Here is a 22,656-nt window from a genome sequence, read left to right on the forward strand (position 1 = left end):
GCCGCGCCCCTTTCGCCACCGCGACCCAGGTCTGGCAGATCGCCGCCCGCATGCCCAACCCCACCACCCACACGCTGGTGATCACCGCCGCCTACACCGGCATGCGCATCAGCAAGCTCTTCGCCCTCACTCGAGACAACCTGCACCTCGACATCGGGGCCATCCACGTCTCCGCAACCGTGGGCGCGCTGCACGAAGTAGCCGGCCACCAACTACTCGGCCCACCCAAAACCCCCGCCGCGGTCCGCGACATCGCCCGGCCACCGTTCCTCATCGACGGCCTCGAGCAACTCCTGCGCACCCACCCGTACGACACCGCCTTCTGCACAGGCAGTTGCCCTATTTGCGGCGCCAGCAACCTTCACCGATTCCATTTCCTCGATAGTGAGGCCGTAGTCGTCAGGCGCGCGAGGCATACCTTGCCCTCCGACGTAGCCGTCACCATCCCTGCTCATCGACAGATTGTCGCTGAGGACCGCGTGAGGTCAGTAGCCGAACAGATCTTGAAAGGTGTCAGACGTCCAGTGTGCGCTATTCGAACATTGCTGCACCTGCTTGGCACGAAACGCCGTCGGCTCGTCTATCGCTGACCAGCGATGTCATGCGCCATCGCAGCAGCCTTTTCGTCGGCTTCATCTGCGCATGCGCAGCGAAGCAAGACGCCGTCGAATCCTCGGAGCCACCACGTTCCAAAAATATCACGAAACGACACGGCAGACCGGAATTTGCCTGTGTCCAGAATCCTAGTCCATGGAACAGTGGAATTATCGGCGCTTCCAACTGTCCGCACTTTCTCCTCAACCCTGCGCAGATTGCGCTCCTCATGACGGGGTGGCCCGATACTGTAGCGGACCGTAACGGTCTCGAAGGGCGGCATTACAACCCAGAAGGTCAAGTCATAGACAGGTAGTCCACTATGGTTGATCCAACACACTGTTGGCATATTCGAGTCGCGATCGATGGTGGCCCAACAAGCAATCTGGTCAGCTTGTGATCGCTGCTCCCTTTCCTCGGAACGCACGCCTTCATGGCGAATTAACTCGATCTCTGAACTATGTTGACGATTTGTCTTCAGCGCGGCGCGCGCTGCGAAACTGGCGGCGATTACAGCTGCTATCGCACCAACCGCCGATATAATCTCGGCCAGAGATCCCAACGTCATCGCGTGTGAGTCCGTTCGCTAGCACGGTGGTAGACCTAGGCCACGCAGCCTACTGAGATGATCTCAGCAACGCGAATGTGTTGCTTGGTGCGACTCGGGCGAAAGCGGCGAGGTCGAACGGCACTGGGAGCGGGCGCGGAGCCCTCGGAGGCGGGTCTCGCGCCAAGATCAATTGCACTTTGAGCGAACCTTGCCCCTAGGTCTTGGACACTTGAACGCGAGATCATGAAATCCCGGCAGGTCAGGAGTCGTGCAAGATCATGGTGAACGAGCACGTTATCCGGCGGAGTCGCAGATGATCAATGCGGGGAGTTCGCACGACGGTTAAGCACCTTCGGAGCTCTCATGCCTTTCACCAGCGACGACGTCGTGGACCTGGCGACCGCCGCAGAGGTACGCATCAACGCTGACTTCGAGATCGACGCCACACTGACGCGACGCTTGCTCGACCAGATCTCGCCCTTGGCGCCAAGCACCGGTGCGCAAATCACAGCATCGGCAATGGCCGCCGCCCTTCCCGGTCTCCCGGTGCCTCTACCCTTGCCGACGAAGGCGTCAGGACCACGGCCGTTTCCCCGACCGGCTCTGCTTGCAGGGCATCCGGTTCGTATTGCACACCGGGATCGGCTGGGAAGGCCTGCCGCAAGAACTTGGCTTCGGCTCCGAGATGACCTATCGGCGCAGGTCACTGCACTGGACCGAGGCCGGCGTTGTTCGATCAAGCGCACCAGATAGTGCTTCCAGCCTGAACGCGGCGAACCGGATCGACTGGTGATGGACGGTGGACTCATAGACGCGAAAAGGGTTCCAGGGCAGATCCGTCGCCCGGCAACCTTGGCAAACTCGGCTCCAAGCATGACCTGATCTGCGACGGCAACGACACTCCCGATTTACAGCCTTACCAGCAGCAGGAACGCGCCCGACATCAAACGGGTTCTCCACCTGCTCGACTGCTACCCGCCGATCGCTGGTCGACCCGGCCGGCCACGCCGCCAATTCGCCGCGCTGCTGGCCGATCGATCAGCCAACCCGTTATGCGCTTCGCAGTTCGCTGACAGTGAAACTCCACATGGCCGAAGTCAGTGTCGCCCACACTCACCTGCGACCACCCCGGTGACGAGACACTGACCTGAGGGCGTCATGGCATGGGTGGAAGATCGCGGAGGCCGCTACCGGGTCCGGTACCGCCGGTCCGGTCACATCATCACCGACAGCACCCACGCCGGCCGGGACGACGCTGTCACACGGGCCGCCCAACTGGATCACGCCAGCCGAGCGATGCGGCAGCTCTACCCGCCGGCGCCGGCGCCCCGGCTCGACGACTGGGTCACCACGTGACTGCCCGCGCATCTGGCCGCCGAGTCGACCACGGCCCGCTACCAAAGCCTGCTCCGCAACCACATCCTGCCCGCCTTCGGCGACCAGAGAATCGACACCATCACCCGCCAAGACGTCAAAGCCTTCGCCCGCGACCTGTCCACCCATCTGTCCGACAGCAGCGTGCGCCACACCATCACCCTGCTCGGCCAACTACTACGCGAAGCCATCGCCGACCATCTGATCTACTTCGACCCCACCGCCCGGCTCCGCCTGCGCAACCGACCCCGCGAGCCGCGGCCCTTTCGCCACCGCCACCCAGCTCTGGCAGATCGCCGCCCGCATGCCCAACCCGACCACCCGCACCTTGGTGATCACCGCGGCCTGCACCGGCATGCGCATCAGCGAACTGTTCGCCCTCGCCCGACCCAATCTGCACCTCGATAACGCGACAATCCACGTTTCCGCGACTGTCGGAGCGCTGCACGAAGCAGCCGGCCACCAGCTACTCGGCCCACCCAAAACACCCGCTGCAGGTTCGCGACATCGCTCTACCACCGTTCCTGATCGACGGTCTCGAACGACTCCTGCGCACTCATCCGTACGACATCGTCTTCTGCTCGCCCGCAGGCCGGTGGCTGTGGCGCACTGACTTCAACAACCGCCACTGGCGTCCCGCCTGCGACGGCGCACCGCGACGAGGCTGGCCGCCCATCCTTCCCGGGATGCATTTCCACGATCTGCGGCATACCCACCGCACCTGGCTGGACGAAGACAACACTCCCGAAGTAGGCCAGGTCCAACGCCTCGGCCACGCCATCCTCGGCATCCGCGGCGTCTACGCCCACGTCACAGCCACCATGACCACCCGCCTACTCCAAGGCCTGCAAACACGGTGGCTCGACAACGGCGGCTACTGGTGACCTCTCCGGGCCACAAGCGCACGAGGCCACCGCCAGGGTCGCTCCGCCGGCCGACCGGCGAATGGGAGTGGCGACCCTCCCGCCGCAGCTCAGCGACCCTAGGGGCGGCGAGGAAGTACCAAGCAAACACGATCAGGGGACCAGCTCCGGACGCTCGGTGTAACGCAGAGCGGGAGCAATGCTCCTTACCCTAGGAGCAGAAAAGCTCCCGAACTTCGGGAGCCATCTACGTTTTGGCCGACGGGCACCCGCCTGACCTGCGGAAATATGTGGGCGATACTGGGATCGAACCAGTGACCTCTCCGGTGTGAACGGAGCGCTCTCCCGCTGAGCTAATCGCCCTCAACGAGATGTGACTGTACTAGACGGGGTTGGCTTCCCGCGAGCCAGGGTCAGGTCAGCAGGTCCTGGGCTTCCTTGATGAGGTCGATACCCAGGCTCAGGCGGACCGAGATGTAGACGATCGCGCACACGAAGACGCAGCTGATCAGGCCGACCACGATTTTCACGGGCCAGGACTGGCGGGCTATCCAGTGGGTCCAGCTCTGTACGTGTCTCTTGGTGAACTCGAGCAGCTTCTTGGCCCATGCGAACTCGATGGCCCAGATGGCCAGGCCGAGGATCACGATCGCCCAGCCAGGGCCGGGGAACGGGATCAGCACGATGCCCACGGCGACGACGATGGCGCCGAGTGTGGCTACCGAGATCTTGAGGGCCAGTCTGCCCGTCGGGTTCGCGCGGATCTTGTCCAGCACACCGAGTGGGGACTGATCTTCGTCAGGTTTCGCAGTCATTTCATCCCCCAGTGTTCCGGGTCCCCGTCACTACCCGGGAGGAATGGACGTTACCGGAGTAAGTCAACTGCTGGACCACCCGACGCCGGGCGGAACCGAGTACTTGGGCAGAACAGGACAAGATATCGCTTTTCGTCTTGTACCAAAGGGTTTTCGGAACCGTCTTCCCACTACTGGGTGAGATCAGCGTATGGCGGAGCGTAACGACAGGGATCACCTGAGTATGGGAAACGCGGGGTTCACCAGCCTCGCAGCGGTGCCGGGGGGAGTTCGTCCATGAGTACCATTCGTCCAACGACCGTCGAGGTCGAGACCTCGCTGCGGCTCGTAGCGCCTGACGCCACGGCACTGCCCGTGCGCGCCAGTCTGCGTTACGACCCAGCCGACCCGTATGCGGTCCACGTGTTGTTCCACGCAGAATCAGCCGGTGGGGAAGCCGTGAGCTGGTCCTTTGCGCGGGAACTGCTCGTGACCGGGCTCGATGAGCCCGCGGGCATCGGCGACGTCCGGGTGTGGCCGTGGGCCACGCCCCGGGGGGATTTCGTCGCCCTGGCGCTGTCGTCGCCTGACGGCAATGCGCTGTTCGAAGTGCCTCGCAGCGTCCTTGTCCGATTCCTCCGGCGCACCTATGTGGTGGTGCCGCGCGGCCGGGAATCGGAACACCTGGACGTCGACGCGGCGGTCAACCGGCTGCTGGCCGGTCGATAGAAATACAAAGAAGCGACCCGCGCGGACTCTGCCGGTCCGCGCGGGTCGCTCTTTTACGGCGCAAAATCAACAACCGGACAAATAGCGGAATCCGGGTCAAGAAACGGACATTTCCGTGCCTGCGGGCGAATAACTCCCCGACCACGGAAAACACCGGCCGGACCAGGGATGCGTTGCTGGTCATCGCCGGTTACCGTCGGCGCGATGTCCCTTGCAGCCTCGCGCGACGCCGCGACCAGTTTCCGCCCGCCCGGATGGGCGGGCGTCGGCACCTGCGCGCTCGACGCCATCGGCTCGCGGGCGCCCGACCAGCCTGGGTTCCAGGTGCTGCCCTTCCACGTGCTGCTGCTGGCGACCGCCGGCCACGGAGCGGTGGAGGTCGACTTCTTCGCACATTCCTGCCGTCCGGGCACGCTGCTCTGGATCCGGCCGGGCCAGGCCTTGCGGGTGGGACGCAACGGCCTGACCGCCTCGGCCGTCACCTTCGAGCCGCATCTGGCCGGCGAACAGGAGCCGCCGATCGGGCGGTGGCAGCTGCGCGGCGAGGACGAGGACGCCGTGATCAGCGAGTTCGCGCAACTCGCGGTCGACTGCGACCGGCATCGTGAGGGACCGCTGGCCGGCGAGTTGCTGCGCCAGCAGCTCCGGGTGCTGCTGCTGCGGATCGCCCTGCTCGGCGGGGCCGACACGGCCGGGCCGGAGAGCCGCACGTACACGCACTTCCGGTCGATGCTCGAGGCCGGCCACCCGCACAGCCGGCGGGTCGAGGACTACGCCGAGGAACTGAACTGCTCCGTGCGTACGCTGACCCGGGCCTGCCTCTCCATGACGGGCCGGACCGCCAAGCAGGTCGTCGACGACCGGGTGTCCCTGGAGGCCCGCCGGCTGCTCGCGTGCACCTCGCTCTCCGTGGCCGAGGTGGGGCGTCACCTGGGGTTCGCCGAGCCGACGAACTTCGGCCGCTTCTTCCATCGAGAGGTCGGAATGAGCCCGGGACAGTTCCGCGCGGACGCCGCGCACGGACCCCGGCAGGCCATACCCGCACAGCGACGGCCACCTGACCGAGGGTAATCCCCATATATCCGTGGGGTATGTGTGAGTCGCTGGCGCCGACGAGGCATTATGGGTACGTGCAGATCTCCGCGCGCGGCGACTACGCGGTCCGGGCCGCCCTCAGTTTGGCGCGGGCCTACCCGGCGCTGATGTCCGCCCAGGCCATCGCTCAAGACCAGGAAATGCCCCGCAAGTTCCTCGAGGCGGTGCTGGCCGACCTGCGCCGGGCCGGCGTCGTCCGGGCCCAGCGTGGCGCCGAGGGCGGCTACACACTGTCACAGCCCCCACGCGATGTGATGATCGGCCAGATCATCAGGGCGGTCGATGGGCCGCTGGCGGGTGTGCGCGGTCTCCGTCCTGAGGAGACTCAATACACGGGCGCGGCCGAAAACCTGCCCAATCTGTGGATCGCCGTGCGCGCCGCCATCCGTGAGGTGCTCGACGAGGTGAGCCTGGCCGAGGTGCTCAGCGGCCGGATGCCGGCCCACGTCCGCAAGCTCACGACACGCCCGGACGCGTGGCAGCCACGCTGACCTGAGCGACGTTTGCCGATTCCGTGGGGCGGGAATCTTCGGATCATCCCCGAACACCCCACGGAGGGACATAGCGATGGGCATCGTCTTCCGGAGCCGCAAGAAGTTCGGCCCGCTGATCCTGAACTTCACCGAGAACGGCTATTCCTCCTGGAGCTTCAAGATCGGCCGCTGGTCGTGGAACTCGCGCACCCGCGCGCACCGCGTCGACCTGCCCGGCCCGCTCTCCTGGAAGCAGGACAAGAGCCGGTCCCGGTCCTAAAGAGAGATCACGACGTCTCCGCCGAGGCGGCCGTGCGCCGGTGAACGGGTGACCGTTCCCGCGTCCAGCAGCCCATGCAGCACCCGGGTGGCGTCGGCCGCGCGGTAGACCGTCTCGGTGAGGGCGAAAGTCCGCAACTCGGTCACGGTGGCCGGGCCTCTCTCCAAAGCAGCGAGCAGCTCGCGGCGCAGAGGTCCCGGGTGCGGCGAGAGCGAGATGTCGATCAGGTGCCGGTCCGGGTCGCCGGGGTCGCGATAGCGCACCCCGGCGAACTCGTCGACCGCCCACAGCGTCTCCTTGAACCCTTCGAGGCTCTTGCCCAGGGTGGTGCCGTAGATCAGCAGTTCGCCCGGCTCGTCCGAGACCGCGAGTTCCACCCGCGTGAACAGCGGCCATCCGGCCCGATAGGGGTCGGGGTCGGCGCCCGGCGGCAGGACCAGCAGGAACTCGGCCGGCTTGCCGGCCGTCAGCGCCGCGACCGTGGCCGGCGAGGGGCTCACCCCGGCCGAGGCACCGTCGAGAAAACCCAGCAGGGGTACGCGCTGAGCCCCGATCGCCTTCAGGGCCACCGGCAGCATCTTGTCCGTAGGACCAGAGACCGCGTGCACGGGAAAGGCGTCAAGCGCCGGCACCTCGGTGCCCGTGGCCACCATGGACAGCTCGCGACCTCGTACATAGTCCGCCTGATCGGCCAGCACGCGAGCCGCCGCCGAAGCGGCGAGCCCGCCGTCCGCGTCGGCGTAGCCGTGCGCGTAGACCACCCGCCGGGCTCGATGCAGCGCCGCGGGCGCCCACGCCTCCAGATGGCGGACGAGCAGCTCGCGCTTGACGATGGCGATCTCTTCGACGGACATATCAGATTTCTATCCTGCCTGGTCGGCGCAGATCGGACTGGGTGTTCGCGCCTGCTGACTTGTACCTACGGTATTCACGCGAGCACTATGAGACATATGGCCCCTCCTCCGCTAGCCGAGCTCACCCACCGCGCCCAGACTCTGACGTCGGCCGGCGATCTCGTGGGCGCCCAGCGGGTCCTGGCCAATGTGCTCGATCCGGCCGCCGGCTCCGACCCCGGCCAGGCCAGCCCCGACCTGGCCCTCGCGGCCGCGCTGCACGCCCGCATCCTGATCGCGCTCGGCGACGTCCGGAGCGCCCGCGTCTGGGCCGAGTTCGCCCACGTGGCCGAGGAGCGGCTGCACGGGCCGCACCACGAGCGTACGGTCGCCGCCGCGGCCACCCACGCCGCCGTCCTCCAGCGCATCGGCCACTACGGTCACGCGGCCCAGGTCTACCGCCGGCTGGTCGGCGACCTCACCGAGATCGACGGCACCGACACGGCCCGCGTGCTGGCCGCCGAGGCCGACCTGGCCACGGCCGAGCACGCCGCCGGGCACTGCGGCGCCGCCCGGGGCCGGCTCTCCGCGGCCTGGCGCCGGCACACCCGCCTGTTCGGCGACGCCGCCCCGTCCGGCATCAAGATGCTGGCCCGGCTGGGCGCGATGGAGCGCGACTGCGGCCGCGACGCCGAGTCCCGCGACCACCTGGCCAAAGCGCAGGAGCTCTGCGCCCGCTATCTGCCGGCCGACCATCCGCTGGTCCGCCAGGTGGCGGCGCTGGCCGCGGCGCCGGCCTCGCCGAAACACGTGTGCAAGGCCCAGGAGCCGGGCGTCACCACGGTGGACACTCCGGGCGTACGAAATCTGCCGTTCCCCCGGCGTCCCACGGTGCCCGACCCGAGCGACGGTTTCCCGCCCGAGGATCCGCCGGACAACCGGGCCACCGACCCGAACGGAACGGTCTATCAGCAGCCGCTCTACCTGTCCGACGTGCACCAGGCGCCGGGCGACCTGACCGGCCGGCACGCGCGGGCCGACACGCCGCCGCCGATGCCGGGCCGCCGCGCGCCCGACTACGGCCCCGACGGCCGCCCGCAGCCGGTCGGCTCGGCCCCCGCCAGCACCTTCACCCTGCCGCCGAACACCGAGCGCCACCTGCCGGTCCGCACCGAGCAGCCCGCTCCCCCGCGCCGCCGCCAGCCCTTCATCCTGGCCGCGGTGCTGGTCGCGGGCATCGCCGCCGCCGTCGCCGTGGTCGCGCTGACCCTGCCCGACGCCGACGGGGCGACCGGCCCGCCACCGCCGCCGGCCACCACCACCGCGGCGGCGCCGCCGTCCGCGCGGGCCAGCAGCAAGCCGCCGGCCACGTCGAAGCCGCCGGCGGCCGATCCGGGCGCCCCGCAGAACGTGCGCCTGCGCGACAACCGCGACAGCGTGGTGCTCCAGTGGACGTACCCGCAAAATGCCGAAGGCCCGATCCTGGTCTCCGGCGGGCGGGTCGGACAGGACCCGAAGCCGTTCCAGCAGCTGCCGGCCGGCAGTGGCGACTACGTGGTCTACGGCCTGAACGAGAACCTGAACTACTGCTTCACGGTCGCCGTGGCCTATTCGAGCAGCCGCATCGCCAAGTCAGCGCCCGCCTGCACCAAGCGTTAGCGCGGCCAGCCGGTCCAGGGCGTCTGCCGAGCGCGTGCCGGGCTCGGCGTGCAGCAGCAGCGCCTCGAGGCCGTCGCCGCCGAGCACGGCGAACTTGTCGATCAGCAGGGTCAGATCGCCGACCCGCGGATGGCGGATCAGGAACTCGCCGCCGGTCAGGGTGCGCACGTCGTGCCGGGCCCAGAGCTCCCGGAAGCGGTCGCTCCCGGCGGACAGCTCGTCGACCAGGGCGTGCAGGCGCTGATCGGTGGTGTCGGCGCCGATCTGGGCCCGCAGGTGGGCCACCGCGGCCGCCGTGTACCGCTCCCAGTCGGGGTGATAGGCGCGCGCCATCGTGCCGGTGAACAGCGCCCGCAGCCGGTTGACGCCCGGGACCATGTCGGGTGACAGCTCGCGGGCCAGCGGGTTGGCGGCCAGCACGTCGCTGTAGCGGTTGAAGACCAGGGCGGGCACGTTGAGGGTGCCCAGCAGCAGCTGGAGGCTGTGCGGAACGGTCTCGGCGGGCCGGTCCGGGCGGTGCCGCGACTTCGGCCGGGACAGGTCCATGAGATAGGCCCTGCCCTCCGCGCCGAGCTGGAGCACGCGGGCCAGCGCGTCGACGACCTGGGCCGACGGACTGCGGTCACGGCCGCGCTCCAGGCGCAGGTAGTACTCGGCGCTGATACCGGCCAGGGTGGCGACCTCCTCGCGGCGCAGGCCCGGCACCCGGCGCGGGCCGGCGCCGGGCGACAGGCCCGCCTCGGCCGGCGTGACCAGCTCGCGCCGGGCCCGGAGGAAGTCACCGAGGGCATTGTCCATGATCTCCACGGTAGAGGGGGTCCCTGGCGCTACCCCTAACAGCGGGGAACTGCCGGTACGCCGGGTACGGGCCGACGCTGTACGGCATGACAACGTGGCTCATCACCGGCATCAACAGCGGCTTCGGCCGGGAAATGGCGACCCAGCTCCTCGACCGGGGCGACCGGGTGGCCGGGACGATCCGGCGGCTGGGGTCGGCCGAGGATCTCGTCGAGGCGTACCGGGAAAGGCTCCGGATCTTTGATCTTGATGTCACCGACCGGGTGGCGGTCCGCGCGGTCGTGGACGCGGCGTTCGCCGAGCTGGGGCGGATCGACGTCGTGGTCAGCAACGCGGGGTACGGGCTGTTCGGCGCGGCCGAGGAGGTGACCGACGAGCAGGTCGAGCACCAGATCGCCACCAACCTGCTCGGCTCGATCCAGGTCATCCGGGCCGCCCTGCCCCACCTGCGGCGGCAGGGTGGCGGGCGGATCGTGCAGATGTCGTCGGTGGCCGGGCTGGCCGCCCATCCCGGCGCGTCGCTGTACCACGCGAGCAAGTGGGGCGTCGAAGGCTTCGTGGAGGCTCTCGCGGGCGAGGTGGCGCCGTTCGGCATCGGGGTCACGCTGGTCGAGCCCGGTGGCGCCCGGACGGCCTTCGCCGGGAGCAGCCTGCGGCTCGGTGCGGCGATGAGCGCGTACGACGGCACCCCGGCCGCTTTCGTGCGAGCCATCGCGGCCGGGAACGTGGACCTGCCGGGCGACCCGGCGGAGATCGCGGCGCGGGTGCTGGCGAGCGTGGAGCGGAGTCCGGCGCCGTTGCGGCTGGTCCTGGGCCAGGACTCGTACGATGGGGTGACCGCCGCCCTTCGCGGCCGCCTGGCCCAGATCACCGCGGATAATTGATCGAAAACCATGAATCAAGCCATCCCGGTTCGGTAATACGATCGGCGGTATGTGAGCTCATTTCCGCAGGTCGCAGGGGATCTGCCGGGGGTTGGGGAGAAATGACCGCATCTTGAAGGATGCATCGAGGTCTGCCAATACTGACCCCGGTACGCCGCATCAGGCGTAATCCCCATCCCCCGGGAGGAACCGTGCTCAACCGGAAGCTGCGCCGACCGATCGTCGGCCTGGCGGCATCTGTGCTCGTCGGCTCCACGCTCATGGCCTTCTCGCCCGCGTCATCCGCGGCGGCCGCGCCCGGCGCCGACCCCTCGTTCGCGCCGTCGGCGCTCGCCAACACGCTCGACGCGCGGTTCGGCACCACCACGGCCGGGTCGTACATCGACTCCGCCGGCAAGGTGGTCGTGAACGTCACCGACGCGGCCACCGCCCGTTCGGTCACCGCGGCCGGGGCCACGCCCCGCTTCGTCGCCCGCAGCGGCGCCAGCCTGGCCGCCGCCGACGACGCCCTCAAGGCCTCACTGAAGACGCCCGGCACCGCGTTCGCCGTCGACCCGGTCAGCAACCAGGTCGTCGTCTCCGTCGACAGCACGGTCACCGGCGCCGAGCGCGCCGCCGTCGAGGCCACCGTGGCCAAGCTCGGCGACCGCGCCCGCATCGAGAACACCCCCGGCGAGATCTCCATCAAGATCTCCGGTGGCGACGCCATCTACACCGGCGGCAGCCGCTGCTCGCTCGGCTTCAACGTGCGCAACAGCGCCGGCACCAACTACTTCCTGACCGCCGGCCACTGCACCAACGCCGGCACGACCTGGACCAACGGCTCGGCCACCCTGGGCACCCGGTCGGGCACCAGCTTCCCGGGCAACGACTACGGCATCGTCCGCTACACCAACACGACCATCACCAAGACCGGCGGCGTCGGCTCGCAGGACATCACGTCGGCCGGCACGCCGGCCGTCGGCGCGACCGTCACCCGCCGCGGCTCCACCACGGGCATCCGCTCCGGCCGCGTGACCGCGCTGAACAGCACGGTCAACTACGCCGAGGGCTCGGTCTCCGGCCTCATCCGCACCACCGTCTGCGCCCAGCCGGGCGACAGCGGCGGCCCGCTGTACTCGGGCACGACCGCGCTCGGCCTGACCTCGGGCGGCAGCGGCAACTGCACCTCCGGCGGCACCACGTACTTCCAGCCGGTCACGGAGGCCCTGAGCGTCTACGGCGTCTCGGTCTTCTGATTCATCCACGGGAACAGCCTCGCCGCTTGCGGCGGGGCTGTTTCGTGCTTCTTCAAGCGCTACGTTGCCGTGGTGAGCGACTTTCCGCATCTGCACCCGAGCGAACGGGACACGCTCGCCCAGTTCCTCGACCAGCATCGGGAGTGGACACTGGCGGCGCTCGACGGGCTGGACGAGGCCGACGCGGCGGCCCGGCTGCTGCCGGCGACCGACATGACGATCGGCGGGATCGTGAAGCATCTCGCCCATATGGAAGATCTCTGGTTCACCCACAAGCTGCTGGGCTCACCGCTGCCCGCGCCGTGGGCCTCCGCCCCCGCGGGCGAGGAATGGGCCTGGCGGTCGGCCGCGGACGATTCGGTGGCCGAGCTCCGCACGCTCTACACCGAAGCCTGCGCTCGCAGCCGGGCCGCCGTCGCCCGCTTCGACGACCTGGGAGCCCGCGCCGCGCTGCCGTCGTTCGGGAAGGCGCCGGTCAGCCTGCGGTGGCTGTGGAACCAGATGATCCGCGAGACCGCCCAGCACCGGGGTCATCTCGACCTGATGCTGGACGTGGTCCGGGCCCGCTAGGACTTGCGCTCGTCGACACGCTCCTCGCCCCGGCGGCGCAGGAGCTTGAGGCCGGGCAGGCCGGCGATGGCCAGGTGGAGGTCCTCGGTGACCTCGAGGAGCTTGTGAAGGTCGGGCCCGACCTGGTCGAGCTTGTTGAGCAGGGGCATCACGTCGTCGACCAGGTGGGCGCGCAGGGCCGGGAGGGTGTCGATCATGCGGATGGCGGCGGTGACCTCCTCCTGCGACAGCTCGTCGACGAAGCGGCGGGCCAGCGGGGCGCCCTTGCGCAGGGTGCCGGCATAGTCGTCGAGAAGCTCGGTGGCCTCCCTGGCGGCCGACTCGGCCTGGTCGACCACCCCTTCGGCGCGGGAACTGATGGCGGTCGCCTTCTCCACGACGCCGGACGCGGCGCCGGTGAGGGCCGAGGCCTCGGTGACGATGCCGGCGGCGTCGCGGGTGAGGCCCCCGGCCTGCCCGACCACGTCGCCGGCGGCGTCGGCGGTCAGGGCCGCCCGCTTCACCAGCGCGTCCGCGTCGCCGGCGGTGGAGGCGGCGCTCTCGACCAGGGTGCCGGCCGCGGCCGCGATCAGGGCGGCGCCGTCGATCGTGCGGGCGGCCGAGCCGGCGATCGTCCGGGCCTCGGCGACCGTCTCCTCGGCCGCGTCGACGATCGACGTCACGCGCTGGATGAGGCCCTCGGCCTGGTCGGCGATCACCGTCACGCGGCTGACCAGGAGCTCGGCCTGGCCCAGAAGGCCGGCCACCCGCACCGGGACGGTCGCGGCGGCGGCCGCCGTCTCCACCACCTGGCCGACGGCGGCGCGGGTCAGGTCGGCGACGGTGGCGGGCGACAAGAACGGGAAGCGCATTCACCCATCATGCGTCAACGGGACACGTCACGTTTCGTGACCGTCGGCGCGCCATGGGTGGAAACTGCCTGTCAACTTCTTATGTGCCGGGGGTGGGGTCGCCCATGATGCGTTCGGACACGGCACTATGGCAGGCGTGCGACGTACGCGAAACTGGATCTTGGCCGTGGCGGCAGTGGGGGTCCTGGGGGGTGCGGGGTTGGTCGGCGCGGGAATGATGGACGACGGCGGCGACACCAGGGCCGTGGCCGGCACCTTCGAGGGCACCGCGGCGCCCGCGGCCCGGACGGTCGCCCCGGCGCCCACCACCGCCGCGCCCACCACCACGGCGCCTCCGGGGCCGTCCGCGGCCGAGCTGGCCGCCGCCGAGCGGGCCAAGCGGGTCAAGGCGCTCGACGCCGCGCTGAAGAAGTACGCGGCGACGGCGCCCGAGTTCTCCGTGGCCGTGCTCGACCGCAGGACCGGGCAGCGGTACTCGTACCGGGGCACCGAGAAGTACGAGACGGCCAGCGTGGTCAAGGTGCAGGTGCTGGCCTGTCTGCTGCTCACCGCGCAGGACGACGGCCGCGATCTCACCTCGACCGAGCTGGCCCTGGCCAAGCGCATGATCCGGCTGAGCGACAACGACGCCACCACGTCGCTGTTCAGCAAGCTCGGGCGGGCGCCGGCGGTGAGCGCCTGCAACAAGCGGCTCGGCCTCACCCAGACCAAGGTCAGCAGCTCCTGGGGCCTGACCCGGACGACCGTCGATGACCAGGTACGGCTGCTCGGCGAACTGGTCGACACCAAGGGCCCGCTGGACGCCGATTCCCGCAAGCTGGCCTACACGCTGATGAGCACGGTCGACGCCGCCCAGGACTGGGGTGTGCCGGCCGCCGCGAAGACGGGCGAGAAGTTCACCGTCAAGAACGGCTGGCTGGCCCGCTCGACCGAGAACTACCGCTGGATCATCAACACGGTCGGCCGGGTCACCGGCAGCGGCACGGACGTCTCCATCGCCGTCCTGTCACACGACAACGGCACCATGTCGGGCGGCATCACGGTGGTCGAAAAGGTCGCCAAGCTGACCCGCCAGTACCTGAAGTACTAAGCCTCCGAGGGCGTTTCCGAGGCACGGGCCTCGCGCTTCTTGTTCACCCAGGACACGGTCTGGTTGATGACCAGGATGAGGACCACGGCCGCGATCACGCCCTGCCAGGGCTCCGGGAAGATCGATCCGCCGGCCACCCCGATGCCGGCGTAGACCGTCGCCCACAGGGCGCACGCCGGGGCGTTGGCCACCACGAACGTCCGCCACGGCATGCCCAGGAACGCCGCCGCCAGCAGCACCGGCACCCGGCCGCCCGGGATGAGCCGGGACACCAGCAGCACCGGGACCTGGCTGCGGTGCAGGCGCTCCTTCACGCTGACCAGGTGTTCCTCGTCGCGCAGCCACCGCATGCGGCGGGCCAGTTTCTCGCCGCCGACCCGGCAGAACGCGTACATGACCAGGTCGCCGACGTACGCCGCGGCGGCGCCGGCCGCGATCACCAGCACGATGGTGAGCGGCCGGTGCTCGTGGAAGGCCAGGGCGGCCGCCCCGCTCACCGCGGCCCCGGTCGGGACCACCGGAATGATCGCGCCGAACGCCACCACCAGGAAGAGCCAGCCGAGCGCCCCGAGGAGCGCCATCACGCCGTACGGCCGATCGTCAGGGTCTCGCCGTGCGCCAGCACCCGCACCCGCGTGTCGGGGGCGATCAGCTCGGCGTGCCGGACGAACTGGACGCCGGGGTCGTGGAACATGTGCGACCGGACCCGGCTCAGGCCGATCGGCCAGAACGTGCCGTAGTGCACCGGCACGGCCCAGCTCGCCTTGGCCCGGTGCACCGCCTCGGCCGCGGCCGCCGGGTCGAGGTGGTGGGTGGCGCTGAGCGAGGGACCCCAGCCGCCGACCGGGATGAGCGCCAGGTCGAGCGGGGCGAGCTCGCTCATCTCGTCGAACAGGCCGGTGTCGCCGGCGTGCCACGTGCGGGCCTGACCCTCGATGACGAAGCCGATCGCGATCGCCTTGTCGCGCGACCACGGGCCGCGGCCACCGTCGTGGGCGGCCGGGACGGCGCGCACCTTCAGAGCGCCCACCGTGGTCTCGTCGCCCGGGGCGAGCTCGACCGTGCGGTCCGCGTACGCCGAGCCGAGCGTCTTGGCGATGAACGCGCGGGCGCCGCGCGGCACGACGAGCGGCGGCTCCCCGGCCACCGCGCGCAGCGAGGCCAGGTGGAAGTGGTCGACGTGCAGGTGAGAGAGGAGCACGCCGTCGGGGGCGCCGGGCAGCTTCGGCGTCGGGCCGGCCATCCGCTTGAGGTGGGCGAAGCGATCGCTGAGCACCGGGTCGGTCAAAATGGTCGTGCCGGAGTCGGAAAGCCACATGGTGCTGTGGCCCCACCAGGTGACCGAGGTCGTGCTCACGGCTTCACGGTACAGAGCCGTTTCAGCGCGCGGCCGCACACACGGGCGTACACGTGCTGAAAGAAGACCGCGACCGGACCACCCAGCCGCATCAAACGCCTGGCCGGGCGGCTGTAGGCCGTCACCGTGAACCAGACGCGGTCCCGCTCGTCCCGCTCCACCAGGAACGCCTCCTCGCCGGAGGCCTGGTGGCCGGGGAGCGTGCCGTATCCGAACCCGATCCGGTCGCCGTCGAGCGACGACCAGACCACCTCGCACGGCACGCTCACCGGCCCGGCGCCGACGCGGAGCCGGACGCCCGGCTCCGCAGTCGCAGCGGACGCCGACACGCGCGCCCCAGTGGCCCGATGCATACGGAAGGTCACCACGGCCTCGCCGGCGCGCCGCTGCAGATCGGCCCCCGTACCCAGCGGCGTCCGATAGTAGAGATGGCGGAATCCGGGCGTCGGCGCCCCGGTCCGCGTCGCACCGACGGGCGAATACGTCAAGTCACTCACCCCTCAAGTGTTTCCCATCCCGGTGACGAATGATTCTCGAGTGTCTCGGGCAAACTGTTGCCCGTGACCGGACCCCGCAGCGCAGTCGTCTACAACCCCGCCAAGGTGCCCGATATAGATCACCTGCGCCGGATCATCGGCGAAGGACTGTCGAGCGTCGGCTGGCCCGAGCCCTCCTGGTACGAGACCACCCCCTCCGATCCGGGGAAGGGACAGGCCGAGCAGGCCGTGAAGGAGGGGGCCGAACTGGTCTTCGCCTGCGGCGGCGACGGCACGGTGATGGCGGTGGTGACCGCGCTCGCCGGCTCCGATGTGACGATGGCGGTGCTGCCGGCCGGCACCGGAAACCTGCTGGCGGCCAACCTGGGCCTGGGCGCCGACCCGGCGACCGGCGTGGAGGTGGCGATCGAGGGCGGACGGCGCCGCATCGACGTCGGCGTGGTCGAGGGCGGCCGCTGCTTCGCGGTGATGGCCGGCATGGGCTTCGACGCGCAGATGCTCGAGGGCACGTCCGAGACGGCCAAGAAGCACATCGGCTGGCTGGCGTACGTCGGTGGGGCCCTGCGCCATCTGCGGGACCGCCCGATGCGGACGCGGATCGTGCTCGACGGGGGGCCGCCCATGCCCCGGCACGCGCGGACCGTGATCGTCGGCAACGTCGGCCGGCTCCAGGGAGGCGTACGCCTGCTCCAGGAGGCCGACCCGGCTGACGGCAAGCTCGACGTGGCCATCCTGAGCCCGAACAACCTCGGTCACTGGGCGCGGCTGTCGTGGGCCGTCGTGCGCCGCCGCAAGCGGGTGCCGCTGATGGAGACGTACTCGGCCGAGCGGGTCGAGATCCACACGCGGTCGGCCCAGCCGCGGCAGCTCGACGGCGATCTCATCGACCCCGGCCGCCATCTCAAGATCCACGTCAAGCCCTCGGCGCTTCTGCTCTGCGTGCCGCGCCCGGCCGGAGACCCCGATCTGGCGTACGACGTCAGCACCGCGGCCGACGCCGCCGAGGACATCCGCGAGGCCGCGCGTGAGTAGTACCTCGCCGGTCCCCGAGACACGCGACATGAGCGGGGACGAGCTCTCCGCCGACGACGCGTTCCTGGCCCTCAAGAAGTACGGGCGATGGCCGCTGATCCGCGACGCCTTCATCCGCTTCCGCTACGGCGACGGCTTCAGCCACGCCCGCGCCTTCGCGTTCCAGCTCTGCCTGGCCATCGTCCCGTTCCTCATCGCGCTGGCCGGTCTCGCCGCCGACCTGGGCGTCGAGTCCGGCGGCCAGGTGGTGGCCGACACCGTGCTGGCGCTGACCCCGGGCGCGAGCGATCCCCTCGTACGGGACCTGCTGGAAAACGACGAACGGACCCGGGACGCCGGCGAGGTGGCGCTGACCCTCGGTCTGATCACCGGGCTGGTCGCGCTGACCACCGCGATGGCCCAGATCGAGCGCGGCGCCAACCGCATCTACGGCGTGGAGCGGGACCGGCCGGCCCTGTTCAAATATCTCCGGGCGACGCTGCTCATGGCCTTCGCCGGCGTGCCCGCGCTGATCGGCTTCCTGCTGCTGGTCGCCGGCCGCCCGTTCGGCGAGGCGGCGGAGTCGCATTGGGAGTGGGGAGGCACGCTGCGGGTGGCCTGGGACGTGGTCCGCTGGCCGCTGAGCCTGGCCCTGATCGTGGTCGCGGTGGGGCTGCTGTTCAAGTACAGCCCGCGCCGCCACCAGCCCGGACTCACCTGGCTGATCTTCGGCGCGGTGGTGTCGACCGTGCTGTGGTGGATGGCCAGCCTGATGCTCGCCGGATATGTGCGCTTCGGTGGGTCGTTCGGCGCCACGTACGGGCCGCTCGCTGCGATCATGGCGTTGTTGCTGTGGGCCAACCTGACCGGGATCGCGCTCTTCCTCGGCATCGCCTTCGCGGCCCAGTTGGAGGCCGCCCGGGTGGGCGTACCCCAACCGGCCGTTCCTGACAAATGGGATCCGGGGCCGGAAGTGCCACACCAAAGGCATCACGGTGTACGAAAGGAGCCCGCCGGGTAAATCGGGGCCACCCCGATCGATTCCCCTGGAGGAACCCGCCGTGACCGACGAACACCGCGTGGTCGAACGCGCCGGCTGGGCACCCGTGCGGCACTTCGCCGAGCGCAGCGTCGCCGGCCTGGCCGCGGTGGTCCTGGCCGGCCTGGCGTTCGGCACGCTGCTGCTGCTCGTGCGCTTCCACTGGACGCCGCTGCGCGAGCTCGACCAGTCGATCGCCTCCGGTCTGAACGACCTGGTGGCGCCGCACCCGGCCGTGGTCAAGGTGCTCACCACGATCACCCAGCTGGGCGGGCGTACCACCCTGTTCGCCCTGACCATCATGATGATCCTGCTGCTGCTGATCCGCCGCCTCCCCCGGCTGGCGATCTACCTGGCGGTCACCGGGCTCGGGGCGCTGCTGCTCGACCCGTCGCTCAAGGCCCTGGTCGGCCGGGTGCGGCCGGTCGTCGCCGACCCCATCGCCTACGGGCAGGGCAACAGCTTCCCGAGCGGGCACACCCTCGGGGCGACCATCGTGTACGGGATGCTGGCGCTGGTCGTCCTGTCGGCCACCCGCCGCTTCCGGGCGCTGGTGATCACGCTGGCGGCAGTGCTGATCGTGGCCGTCGGCCTGACCCGCATCGCGCTCGGCGTGCACTTCCTCTCCGACGTACTGGCCGGTTGGTTCCTCGGTCTGGCCTGGATCAGCGTCACGGCGTACGCCTTCAAGGTCTGGCGCCGCGAGGCCGGCCACCCCGACCACGCGCTGAGCGAGGGCCTCGAACCGGAGGCGAAGACCGACCTGGCCCCGGCGCCGGCCGAAGGCCGCGTGCTGCCGCACCCGTGGGCCAAGGGCGCCGAGATCCTGGTCGGCTGGGTCTTCACGTTCGGCCTGCTCTACGTGGTCGGCTATGCGCTGACCCGGTGGACGCCGTTCGCGGGCTTCGACGACGGCGTGCCGCGCTGGCTGCAGACGTTCCGCACCGAACGCCTCGACGACCTGAGCTGGGCGGCGAGCAAGGCCGGCGACACACACGCGATCCTGTTCATCTCGCTGATCTTCTGCCCGATCGCGCTGGCCCTGTGGCGGCAGTGGCGCCCGGTGCTCTTCCTGGTCCTCACGATGGCCGGCGAGCTCACGCTGTTCCTCTGCTCGGCGGCGGCGGTCGGCCGCCCGCGTCCCCCGGTCGAGCAGCTCGACGGCCAGATGCCGACCTCGTCGTTCCCGTCCGGGCACATCGCCGCCACCATGTGCGTCTGGGTGGCGATCGCGGTGATCTGCACGGCCCGCGTCCACCAGTGGTGGCGCTGGGTCTTCGTGGGCATGGCCGTGCTGATGCCGGCCATCGTGGCGCTGTCCCGCATGTACCGCGGCATGCACCACCCGTCCGACATGCTCGGCGCGGCCCTGCTGACGGCCTGCTGGATCGGCGTCCTCTACTGGGTGATCCGCCCGAACGCCCACGCCGTCTCGGTCGCCGAGGCAGCATCGGAGGTCTCTCACCCGCGAACGGAGCCGGTGGCCGCATGAGATTCATGACCTGGAACATCAAGACCGGCGGAGGAAAGCGCCTCCCCGCCATCGCCGCGGCGATCAACCGCGTTCAGCCCGACATCCTGGCGTTGCAGGAATTGCGCGGATTCAAGCCGGCCGCGTTCGCCGAGTCGGTCGGCATGGTGGCGCACATGTCGCCGTCCCTGTTCGGCCAGCCGGTCGCCGTGCTGGTCCGGCCGCCGTTGGCCATCGACTCGACGGCGGTCGTCACCTGGCAACTGCACCACGCGGCGGCCGTCGTGCGGGTGCCGACGTCGGCCGGGCTGCTGACCGTGGTGAGCGCCCACCTGAACCCGTTCGCCCCGTACCGCCGCATGCGCGAGGCGATCTGGCTGGCGCACCGCTACCGGGCCCACCCCGGGCCGACCATCGTCGCGGGCGACCTGAACGGCCTCGACCCGGGCACCGACCACACGGCGACGCTGGCCCCGCAGCCCGGCTTCCTGCGCCGCCGCCATCTGGCGGCCGACGGCACGGCCGATACGAGGGCGGTCGGCGCCTTCCTGGAAGCGGGCTTCACCGACCTGTGGGACGTGGCCGGCTCGGGCAACCCGCTGACCGTGCCCACTACGAACGGCGGCGGCCGCGAGTTCTCCCGCATGCGCCTGGACTACGTGCTGGCCAGCCCGTCCCTGGCCGGCTTCGCCCACGACATGACGGTCGTCAGGGGCGACGAGACGGAGTACGCCTCGGACCACTACCCGGTCGCCGTCACCCTCGACCTATGATCACGTCGTCCAGGAGCGTGGTGGGAACCCGCGCCTGGTCGGGCCGGTCGTAGTTGCCGGTGACGATGGCCGCGACGAGTTCGAGGCCGGGCGCGACGACGAGCCGCTGGCCGCCGTTGCCCATGGCCGCCACGAACCGGTCTCCGACGTACCACTGATAGCCGTAATCCAGCCCCCAGCCCGTCGTGAAGCGGGGGCGGAGCATCGTCTCGATCCAGCTTTGGGGAACGATCCCTCGTCCCCCGGTGAGGATCAGCCCGCCGATCCGGGCCAGGTCGCGTGGGGAGAGCCGAAGTCCCGACGCCGCCGACGGCACACCGTCGGCGCCGGTCAGCCACCCGAAGTTCTTGATGCCGAGCGGCGCGAAAAGCTTCTCGGCGCCGTACTCCGGAAGCGTCAGCCCGGTCCCGTCGGCGATCAGCTTGCCGAGCAGGGCCGTGGCCCCGCCGCAGTACGACCACCGCTCCCCTGGTGACGCCACGATGGGCCGTTCGAGGATGAACCGGTAGCGGTCGGCGGCCATCTCCATAGCGATCTCGGCGTTGGCCGGACTGTCGTACGGAGGATCCTCCCGCCACTCGAGCCCCAGCGACATGGTGAGCGCATGCTCGACGGTGAGCTCAGCCCCGGGACAGTACGGGAAATACCGCAGAAGCGGCTCCTCGGGCGCCGGAACCAGCCCCTCGCCGAGCGCGACGCCGTACAGCAGCGAGGTCACGCTCTTCGTCACCGACCGCAGATCGTGCAGCACGTCCGGTCCGAACTGGACGACGCCGAGATCGGTGGCCCAGCTGAAGTCCCGCCCGGCGCCGTAATGCTCCAGCACCGTCCGGCCGCCCTGAATCACCACGACCCCGTGCAACCCGTCCAGCAGGCCGCCGCTCAGCGCCTCGTCCAGCCGTTCACGCATCGCCATGCCCCACCCTCTCAGACGTCGGCCACGACAAAGCCGACGGTCATGAGCGGAACCTGGGCCACCAGCCCGCCGTCGGGATCGAGGACGCTGGTCGGCCCCCAGCCGACCCGGTCGGGTCCACGTTCGCCGGTGACGTCGGCCGAGACGACCCACATGCCGGTCTCCCGGGCACGGTCGGCGCGGATGGCGTTGTGCAGCTCTTTCCAGTGCGCGGCCCGGCGGCGGGGCATCATGTTCTGCGACGCCACAAGAAGCACCCGCGCACCCTGGGCGGCCACCGAGGCGGCGGCGAACGGAAAGCGGGTGTCGTAGCAGATGTTGATCCCGAACCGGACCCCCGCCACCTCGAAGACCGGATAGTCCTCACCGGGAGTGAAGACCGCCTCGCCGGGCACAAGCTGCGTTTTGCGGTACGCCCCTACGAGCCGCCCGCCGCGAATCACCGCCGCGGTGTTGAAGAAGCGCTCCCCTTCGCGTTCGATCACACCGAGAACCAGAACCGGCCGCAGCGGCGCGAGCCGCCGGAGGATCGCCTCGAACCCCGGCGAGTCGAACGCGAGCGCATGAGTGCGGACATGCTCGTCGGTGACCAGATAGCCCTGAACGAACCCTTCCGGAAAGAGCAGCAGGTCAGCGCCATCGGCCTCAGCGGCGAACCGCTCGACACAGGCGAGGGCCGCCTCGACATCACCAAGGATCTCCGGGGTCTGACACGCCGCGATCCGCATCGGACCAGCGTAGGCCGAACCATGTTCCCGGCCGCCGGCCCAGGCGTCGCCGAACACCACCCGTCCCACATCGCAAGCCGTCGGCAGGAGACTCCCCGCCGGAACGTAACTCGGACAGACACTCTCCAGGCAGCATAGTAATGCGTACATCGCCATCCCGGATACGAATTTCCCACTCACTTTGCTTTA

At 69.9% G+C, this 22,656-nt stretch carries 28 protein-coding genes, 1 tRNA gene and 1 pseudogene; 18 read left to right on the forward strand and 12 right to left on the reverse strand.

Annotated features, from left to right (window positions below; translation table 11 throughout):
• Window positions 1-50 precede the first annotated feature (50 nt).
• Window positions 51-590, forward strand: a complete 540-nt coding sequence (locus ACFY36_RS19440; protein ID WP_499747570.1) for a site-specific integrase — start codon at window positions 51-53, stop codon at window positions 588-590.
• On the opposite strand, the gene ACFY36_RS19445 is transcribed toward ACFY36_RS19440, so the two are convergent.
• Window positions 581-1,162 carry a hypothetical protein gene (locus ACFY36_RS19445; protein ID WP_499747363.1) on the reverse strand — a complete coding sequence of 194 codons (582 nt, stop codon included), beginning with the start codon at window positions 1,160-1,162 and terminating at the stop codon, window positions 581-583. The two genes, ACFY36_RS19440 and ACFY36_RS19445, sit on opposite strands and share 10 nt — an antisense overlap.
• A 478-nt stretch (window positions 1,163-1,640) precedes the next feature.
• Between ACFY36_RS19445 and ACFY36_RS19450 the strand changes: the two genes are divergently transcribed.
• The 3 genes and pseudogenes from ACFY36_RS19450 to ACFY36_RS19460 form a co-directional block, all read left to right on the forward strand.
• A complete protein-coding gene (locus ACFY36_RS19450; RefSeq protein ID WP_499747364.1) occupies window positions 1,641-1,937 on the forward strand; it encodes a transposase in 297 nt (98 codons plus the stop codon).
• Between the two features lie 374 nt (window positions 1,938-2,311).
• Window positions 2,312-2,500: a hypothetical protein gene (locus ACFY36_RS19455; RefSeq protein ID WP_499747365.1), complete on the forward strand. Its 189-nt coding sequence runs from the start codon at window positions 2,312-2,314 to the stop codon at window positions 2,498-2,500.
• Window positions 2,501-2,512: 12 nt separating this feature from the next.
• Window positions 2,513-2,692: pseudogene (locus ACFY36_RS19460) on the forward strand (N-terminal phage integrase SAM-like domain-containing protein); the annotation flags it as partial.
• Between the two features lie 3 nt (window positions 2,693-2,695).
• Here ACFY36_RS19460 and ACFY36_RS19465 read toward each other — a convergent pair.
• A complete protein-coding gene (locus ACFY36_RS19465; protein WP_499747366.1) occupies window positions 2,696-2,881 on the reverse strand; it encodes a hypothetical protein in 186 nt (61 codons plus the stop codon).
• A 323-nt stretch (window positions 2,882-3,204) separates the two neighbouring features.
• On the opposite strand from ACFY36_RS19465, the gene ACFY36_RS19470 reads away from it, so the two are divergent.
• Window positions 3,205-3,402 carry a hypothetical protein gene (locus tag ACFY36_RS19470; RefSeq protein WP_499747367.1) on the forward strand — a complete coding sequence of 66 codons (198 nt, stop codon included), beginning with the start codon at window positions 3,205-3,207 and terminating at the stop codon, window positions 3,400-3,402.
• A gap of 270 nt (window positions 3,403-3,672) precedes the next feature.
• On the opposite strand, the gene ACFY36_RS19475 is transcribed toward ACFY36_RS19470, so the two are convergent.
• Window positions 3,673-3,744, reverse strand: a tRNA-Val gene (locus ACFY36_RS19475).
• Window positions 3,745-3,794: 50 nt separating this feature from the next.
• Window positions 3,795-4,196, reverse strand: coding sequence for a TIGR02611 family protein (locus tag ACFY36_RS19480; RefSeq protein WP_499747368.1), 402 nt, complete (start codon window positions 4,194-4,196; stop codon window positions 3,795-3,797).
• Between the two features lie 276 nt (window positions 4,197-4,472).
• Between ACFY36_RS19480 and ACFY36_RS19485 the strand changes: the two genes are divergently transcribed.
• The 4 genes from ACFY36_RS19485 to ACFY36_RS19500 all read left to right on the forward strand — a co-directional run bounded on the left by ACFY36_RS19485 (window position 4,473) and on the right by ACFY36_RS19500 (window position 6,752).
• Window positions 4,473-4,904, forward strand: a complete 432-nt coding sequence (locus ACFY36_RS19485; RefSeq protein ID WP_020514863.1) for an SsgA family sporulation/cell division regulator — start codon at window positions 4,473-4,475, stop codon at window positions 4,902-4,904.
• Between the two features lie 204 nt (window positions 4,905-5,108).
• Complete coding sequence (locus ACFY36_RS19490) at window positions 5,109-5,975, forward strand: helix-turn-helix transcriptional regulator (RefSeq protein ID WP_499747369.1); 867 nt, start codon at window positions 5,109-5,111, stop codon at window positions 5,973-5,975.
• Window positions 5,976-6,034: 59 nt separating this feature from the next.
• The gene (locus ACFY36_RS19495; protein ID WP_097325192.1) at window positions 6,035-6,490 is read left to right on the forward strand and encodes an RrF2 family transcriptional regulator; all 456 of its coding nucleotides are present in this window, start codon (window positions 6,035-6,037) and stop codon (window positions 6,488-6,490) included.
• A 76-nt stretch (window positions 6,491-6,566) separates the two neighbouring features.
• Window positions 6,567-6,752 (forward strand): DUF4236 domain-containing protein, encoded by a 186-nt coding sequence (locus tag ACFY36_RS19500; protein ID WP_498654232.1) that lies wholly within the window; start codon window positions 6,567-6,569, stop codon window positions 6,750-6,752.
• On the opposite strand, the gene ACFY36_RS19505 is transcribed toward ACFY36_RS19500, so the two are convergent.
• Window positions 6,749-7,606 (reverse strand): hypothetical protein, encoded by an 858-nt coding sequence (locus tag ACFY36_RS19505; RefSeq protein WP_499747370.1) that lies wholly within the window; start codon window positions 7,604-7,606, stop codon window positions 6,749-6,751. The two genes, ACFY36_RS19500 and ACFY36_RS19505, sit on opposite strands and share 4 nt — an antisense overlap.
• Before the next feature lie 96 nt (window positions 7,607-7,702).
• On the opposite strand from ACFY36_RS19505, the gene ACFY36_RS19510 reads away from it, so the two are divergent.
• Window positions 7,703-9,244, forward strand: coding sequence for a fibronectin type III domain-containing protein (locus ACFY36_RS19510; RefSeq protein WP_499747371.1), 1,542 nt, complete (start codon window positions 7,703-7,705; stop codon window positions 9,242-9,244).
• Here the strand turns inward: ACFY36_RS19510 and ACFY36_RS19515 are convergent.
• On the reverse strand, window positions 9,218-10,042 hold the full coding sequence (locus tag ACFY36_RS19515; RefSeq protein WP_499747372.1) for a helix-turn-helix domain-containing protein: 825 nt from the start codon (window positions 10,040-10,042) through the stop codon (window positions 9,218-9,220). The genes ACFY36_RS19510 and ACFY36_RS19515 overlap by 27 nt on opposite strands.
• 86 nt (window positions 10,043-10,128) lie before the next feature.
• Between ACFY36_RS19515 and ACFY36_RS19520 the strand changes: the two genes are divergently transcribed.
• The 3 genes from ACFY36_RS19520 (at window position 10,129) to ACFY36_RS19530 (ending at window position 12,734) form a co-directional block, all read left to right on the forward strand.
• A complete protein-coding gene (locus tag ACFY36_RS19520) occupies window positions 10,129-10,926 on the forward strand; it encodes an SDR family oxidoreductase (RefSeq protein ID WP_499747373.1) in 798 nt (265 codons plus the stop codon).
• A 191-nt stretch (window positions 10,927-11,117) separates the two neighbouring features.
• Window positions 11,118-12,164 (forward strand): S1 family peptidase, encoded by a 1,047-nt coding sequence (locus ACFY36_RS19525; protein ID WP_499747374.1) that lies wholly within the window; start codon window positions 11,118-11,120, stop codon window positions 12,162-12,164.
• Between the two features lie 72 nt (window positions 12,165-12,236).
• The gene (locus tag ACFY36_RS19530; protein ID WP_499747375.1) at window positions 12,237-12,734 is read left to right on the forward strand and encodes a mycothiol transferase; all 498 of its coding nucleotides are present in this window, start codon (window positions 12,237-12,239) and stop codon (window positions 12,732-12,734) included.
• Here the strand turns inward: ACFY36_RS19530 and ACFY36_RS19535 are convergent.
• Window positions 12,731-13,585 (reverse strand): hypothetical protein, encoded by an 855-nt coding sequence (locus ACFY36_RS19535; protein ID WP_499747376.1) that lies wholly within the window; start codon window positions 13,583-13,585, stop codon window positions 12,731-12,733. The genes ACFY36_RS19530 and ACFY36_RS19535 overlap by 4 nt on opposite strands.
• A gap of 127 nt (window positions 13,586-13,712) precedes the next feature.
• Between ACFY36_RS19535 and ACFY36_RS19540 the strand changes: the two genes are divergently transcribed.
• Window positions 13,713-14,675: a serine hydrolase gene (locus ACFY36_RS19540; RefSeq protein WP_499747377.1), complete on the forward strand. Its 963-nt coding sequence runs from the start codon at window positions 13,713-13,715 to the stop codon at window positions 14,673-14,675.
• Here the strand turns inward: ACFY36_RS19540 and ACFY36_RS19545 are convergent.
• The 3 genes from ACFY36_RS19545 to ACFY36_RS19555 are packed head-to-tail and all read right to left on the reverse strand — an operon-like array spanning window position 14,672 to window position 16,529.
• Window positions 14,672-15,256: a DedA family protein gene (locus ACFY36_RS19545; protein ID WP_499747378.1), complete on the reverse strand. Its 585-nt coding sequence runs from the start codon at window positions 15,254-15,256 to the stop codon at window positions 14,672-14,674. The two genes, ACFY36_RS19540 and ACFY36_RS19545, sit on opposite strands and share 4 nt — an antisense overlap.
• Entirely contained in the window at window positions 15,256-16,032 is a 777-nt protein-coding gene (locus ACFY36_RS19550) for an MBL fold metallo-hydrolase (protein ID WP_499747379.1), read from the reverse strand. Before ACFY36_RS19550 ends, ACFY36_RS19545 begins: the two co-directional genes overlap by 1 nt.
• Window positions 16,029-16,529, reverse strand: a complete 501-nt coding sequence (locus tag ACFY36_RS19555) for a DUF1990 domain-containing protein (protein ID WP_499747380.1) — start codon at window positions 16,527-16,529, stop codon at window positions 16,029-16,031. The genes ACFY36_RS19550 and ACFY36_RS19555 overlap by 4 nt, the downstream gene beginning before the upstream one ends.
• Window positions 16,530-16,592: 63 nt before the next feature.
• Between ACFY36_RS19555 and ACFY36_RS19560 the strand changes: the two genes are divergently transcribed.
• From ACFY36_RS19560 to ACFY36_RS19575, 4 genes are read left to right on the forward strand one after another with little or no spacing between them, the layout of a single operon-like run.
• Entirely contained in the window at window positions 16,593-17,561 is a 969-nt protein-coding gene (locus tag ACFY36_RS19560) for a diacylglycerol/lipid kinase family protein (protein ID WP_499747381.1), read from the forward strand.
• A 28-nt stretch (window positions 17,562-17,589) separates the two neighbouring features.
• Window positions 17,590-18,561, forward strand: a complete 972-nt coding sequence (locus ACFY36_RS19565) for a YihY/virulence factor BrkB family protein (protein WP_499747382.1) — start codon at window positions 17,590-17,592, stop codon at window positions 18,559-18,561.
• Window positions 18,562-18,601: 40 nt separating this feature from the next.
• Window positions 18,602-20,071 carry a phosphatase PAP2 family protein gene (locus ACFY36_RS19570; protein WP_499747383.1) on the forward strand — a complete coding sequence of 490 codons (1,470 nt, stop codon included), beginning with the start codon at window positions 18,602-18,604 and terminating at the stop codon, window positions 20,069-20,071.
• Window positions 20,068-20,823: an endonuclease/exonuclease/phosphatase family protein gene (locus ACFY36_RS19575; RefSeq protein WP_499747384.1), complete on the forward strand. Its 756-nt coding sequence runs from the start codon at window positions 20,068-20,070 to the stop codon at window positions 20,821-20,823. The genes ACFY36_RS19570 and ACFY36_RS19575 overlap by 4 nt, the downstream gene beginning before the upstream one ends.
• Here ACFY36_RS19575 and ACFY36_RS19580 read toward each other — a convergent pair.
• Both ACFY36_RS19580 and ACFY36_RS19585 read right to left on the reverse strand, forming a co-directional pair.
• A complete protein-coding gene (locus tag ACFY36_RS19580) occupies window positions 20,807-21,733 on the reverse strand; it encodes a serine hydrolase domain-containing protein (protein ID WP_499747562.1) in 927 nt (308 codons plus the stop codon). The two genes, ACFY36_RS19575 and ACFY36_RS19580, sit on opposite strands and share 17 nt — an antisense overlap.
• Window positions 21,734-21,750: 17 nt before the next feature.
• The gene (locus tag ACFY36_RS19585; protein ID WP_499747385.1) at window positions 21,751-22,623 is read right to left on the reverse strand and encodes a carbon-nitrogen hydrolase family protein; all 873 of its coding nucleotides are present in this window, start codon (window positions 22,621-22,623) and stop codon (window positions 21,751-21,753) included.
• Between the last annotated feature and the right edge of the window lie 33 nt (window positions 22,624-22,656).

Origin of the sequence: Actinoplanes sp. NPDC000266, from assembly GCF_042899005.1 — a bacterium.
Taxonomy (GTDB): domain Bacteria; phylum Actinomycetota; class Actinomycetes; order Mycobacteriales; family Micromonosporaceae; genus Actinoplanes.

Excerpts from the sequence above, each read along its gene's own strand:
- ACFY36_RS19510 (WP_499747371.1), top strand. The coding sequence starts at position 7,703 with ATGGCCCCTCCTCCGCTAGCCGAGCTCACCCACCGCGCCCAGACTCTG.
- ACFY36_RS19505 (WP_499747370.1), bottom strand. The coding sequence starts at position 7,606 with ATGTCCGTCGAAGAGATCGCCATCGTCAAGCGCGAGCTGCTCGTCCGC.
- ACFY36_RS19535 (WP_499747376.1), bottom strand. The coding sequence starts at position 13,585 with ATGCGCTTCCCGTTCTTGTCGCCCGCCACCGTCGCCGACCTGACCCGC.
- ACFY36_RS19515 (WP_499747372.1), bottom strand. The coding sequence starts at position 10,042 with ATGGACAATGCCCTCGGTGACTTCCTCCGGGCCCGGCGCGAGCTGGTC.
- ACFY36_RS19575 (WP_499747384.1), top strand. The coding sequence starts at position 20,068 with ATGAGATTCATGACCTGGAACATCAAGACCGGCGGAGGAAAGCGCCTC.
- ACFY36_RS19465 (WP_499747366.1), bottom strand. The coding sequence starts at position 2,881 with ATGCGCATGCCGGTGCAGGCCGCGGTGATCACCAAGGTGCGGGTGGTC.
- ACFY36_RS19585 (WP_499747385.1), bottom strand. The coding sequence starts at position 22,623 with ATGGCGATGTACGCATTACTATGCTGCCTGGAGAGTGTCTGTCCGAGT.
- ACFY36_RS19480 (WP_499747368.1), bottom strand. The coding sequence starts at position 4,196 with ATGACTGCGAAACCTGACGAAGATCAGTCCCCACTCGGTGTGCTGGAC.
- ACFY36_RS19545 (WP_499747378.1), bottom strand. The coding sequence starts at position 15,256 with ATGGCGCTCCTCGGGGCGCTCGGCTGGCTCTTCCTGGTGGTGGCGTTC.
- ACFY36_RS19470 (WP_499747367.1), top strand. The coding sequence starts at position 3,205 with ATGCATTTCCACGATCTGCGGCATACCCACCGCACCTGGCTGGACGAA.
- ACFY36_RS19490 (WP_499747369.1), top strand. The coding sequence starts at position 5,109 with ATGTCCCTTGCAGCCTCGCGCGACGCCGCGACCAGTTTCCGCCCGCCC.
- ACFY36_RS19500 (WP_498654232.1), top strand. The coding sequence starts at position 6,567 with ATGGGCATCGTCTTCCGGAGCCGCAAGAAGTTCGGCCCGCTGATCCTG.
- ACFY36_RS19440 (WP_499747570.1), top strand. The coding sequence starts at position 51 with ATGCCCAACCCCACCACCCACACGCTGGTGATCACCGCCGCCTACACC.
- ACFY36_RS19520 (WP_499747373.1), top strand. The coding sequence starts at position 10,129 with ATGACAACGTGGCTCATCACCGGCATCAACAGCGGCTTCGGCCGGGAA.
- ACFY36_RS19565 (WP_499747382.1), top strand. The coding sequence starts at position 17,590 with ATGAGCGGGGACGAGCTCTCCGCCGACGACGCGTTCCTGGCCCTCAAG.
- ACFY36_RS19580 (WP_499747562.1), bottom strand. The coding sequence starts at position 21,733 with ATGCGTGAACGGCTGGACGAGGCGCTGAGCGGCGGCCTGCTGGACGGG.
- ACFY36_RS19485 (WP_020514863.1), top strand. The coding sequence starts at position 4,473 with ATGAGTACCATTCGTCCAACGACCGTCGAGGTCGAGACCTCGCTGCGG.
- ACFY36_RS19540 (WP_499747377.1), top strand. The coding sequence starts at position 13,713 with ATGGCAGGCGTGCGACGTACGCGAAACTGGATCTTGGCCGTGGCGGCA.
- ACFY36_RS19445 (WP_499747363.1), bottom strand. The coding sequence starts at position 1,162 with ATGACGTTGGGATCTCTGGCCGAGATTATATCGGCGGTTGGTGCGATA.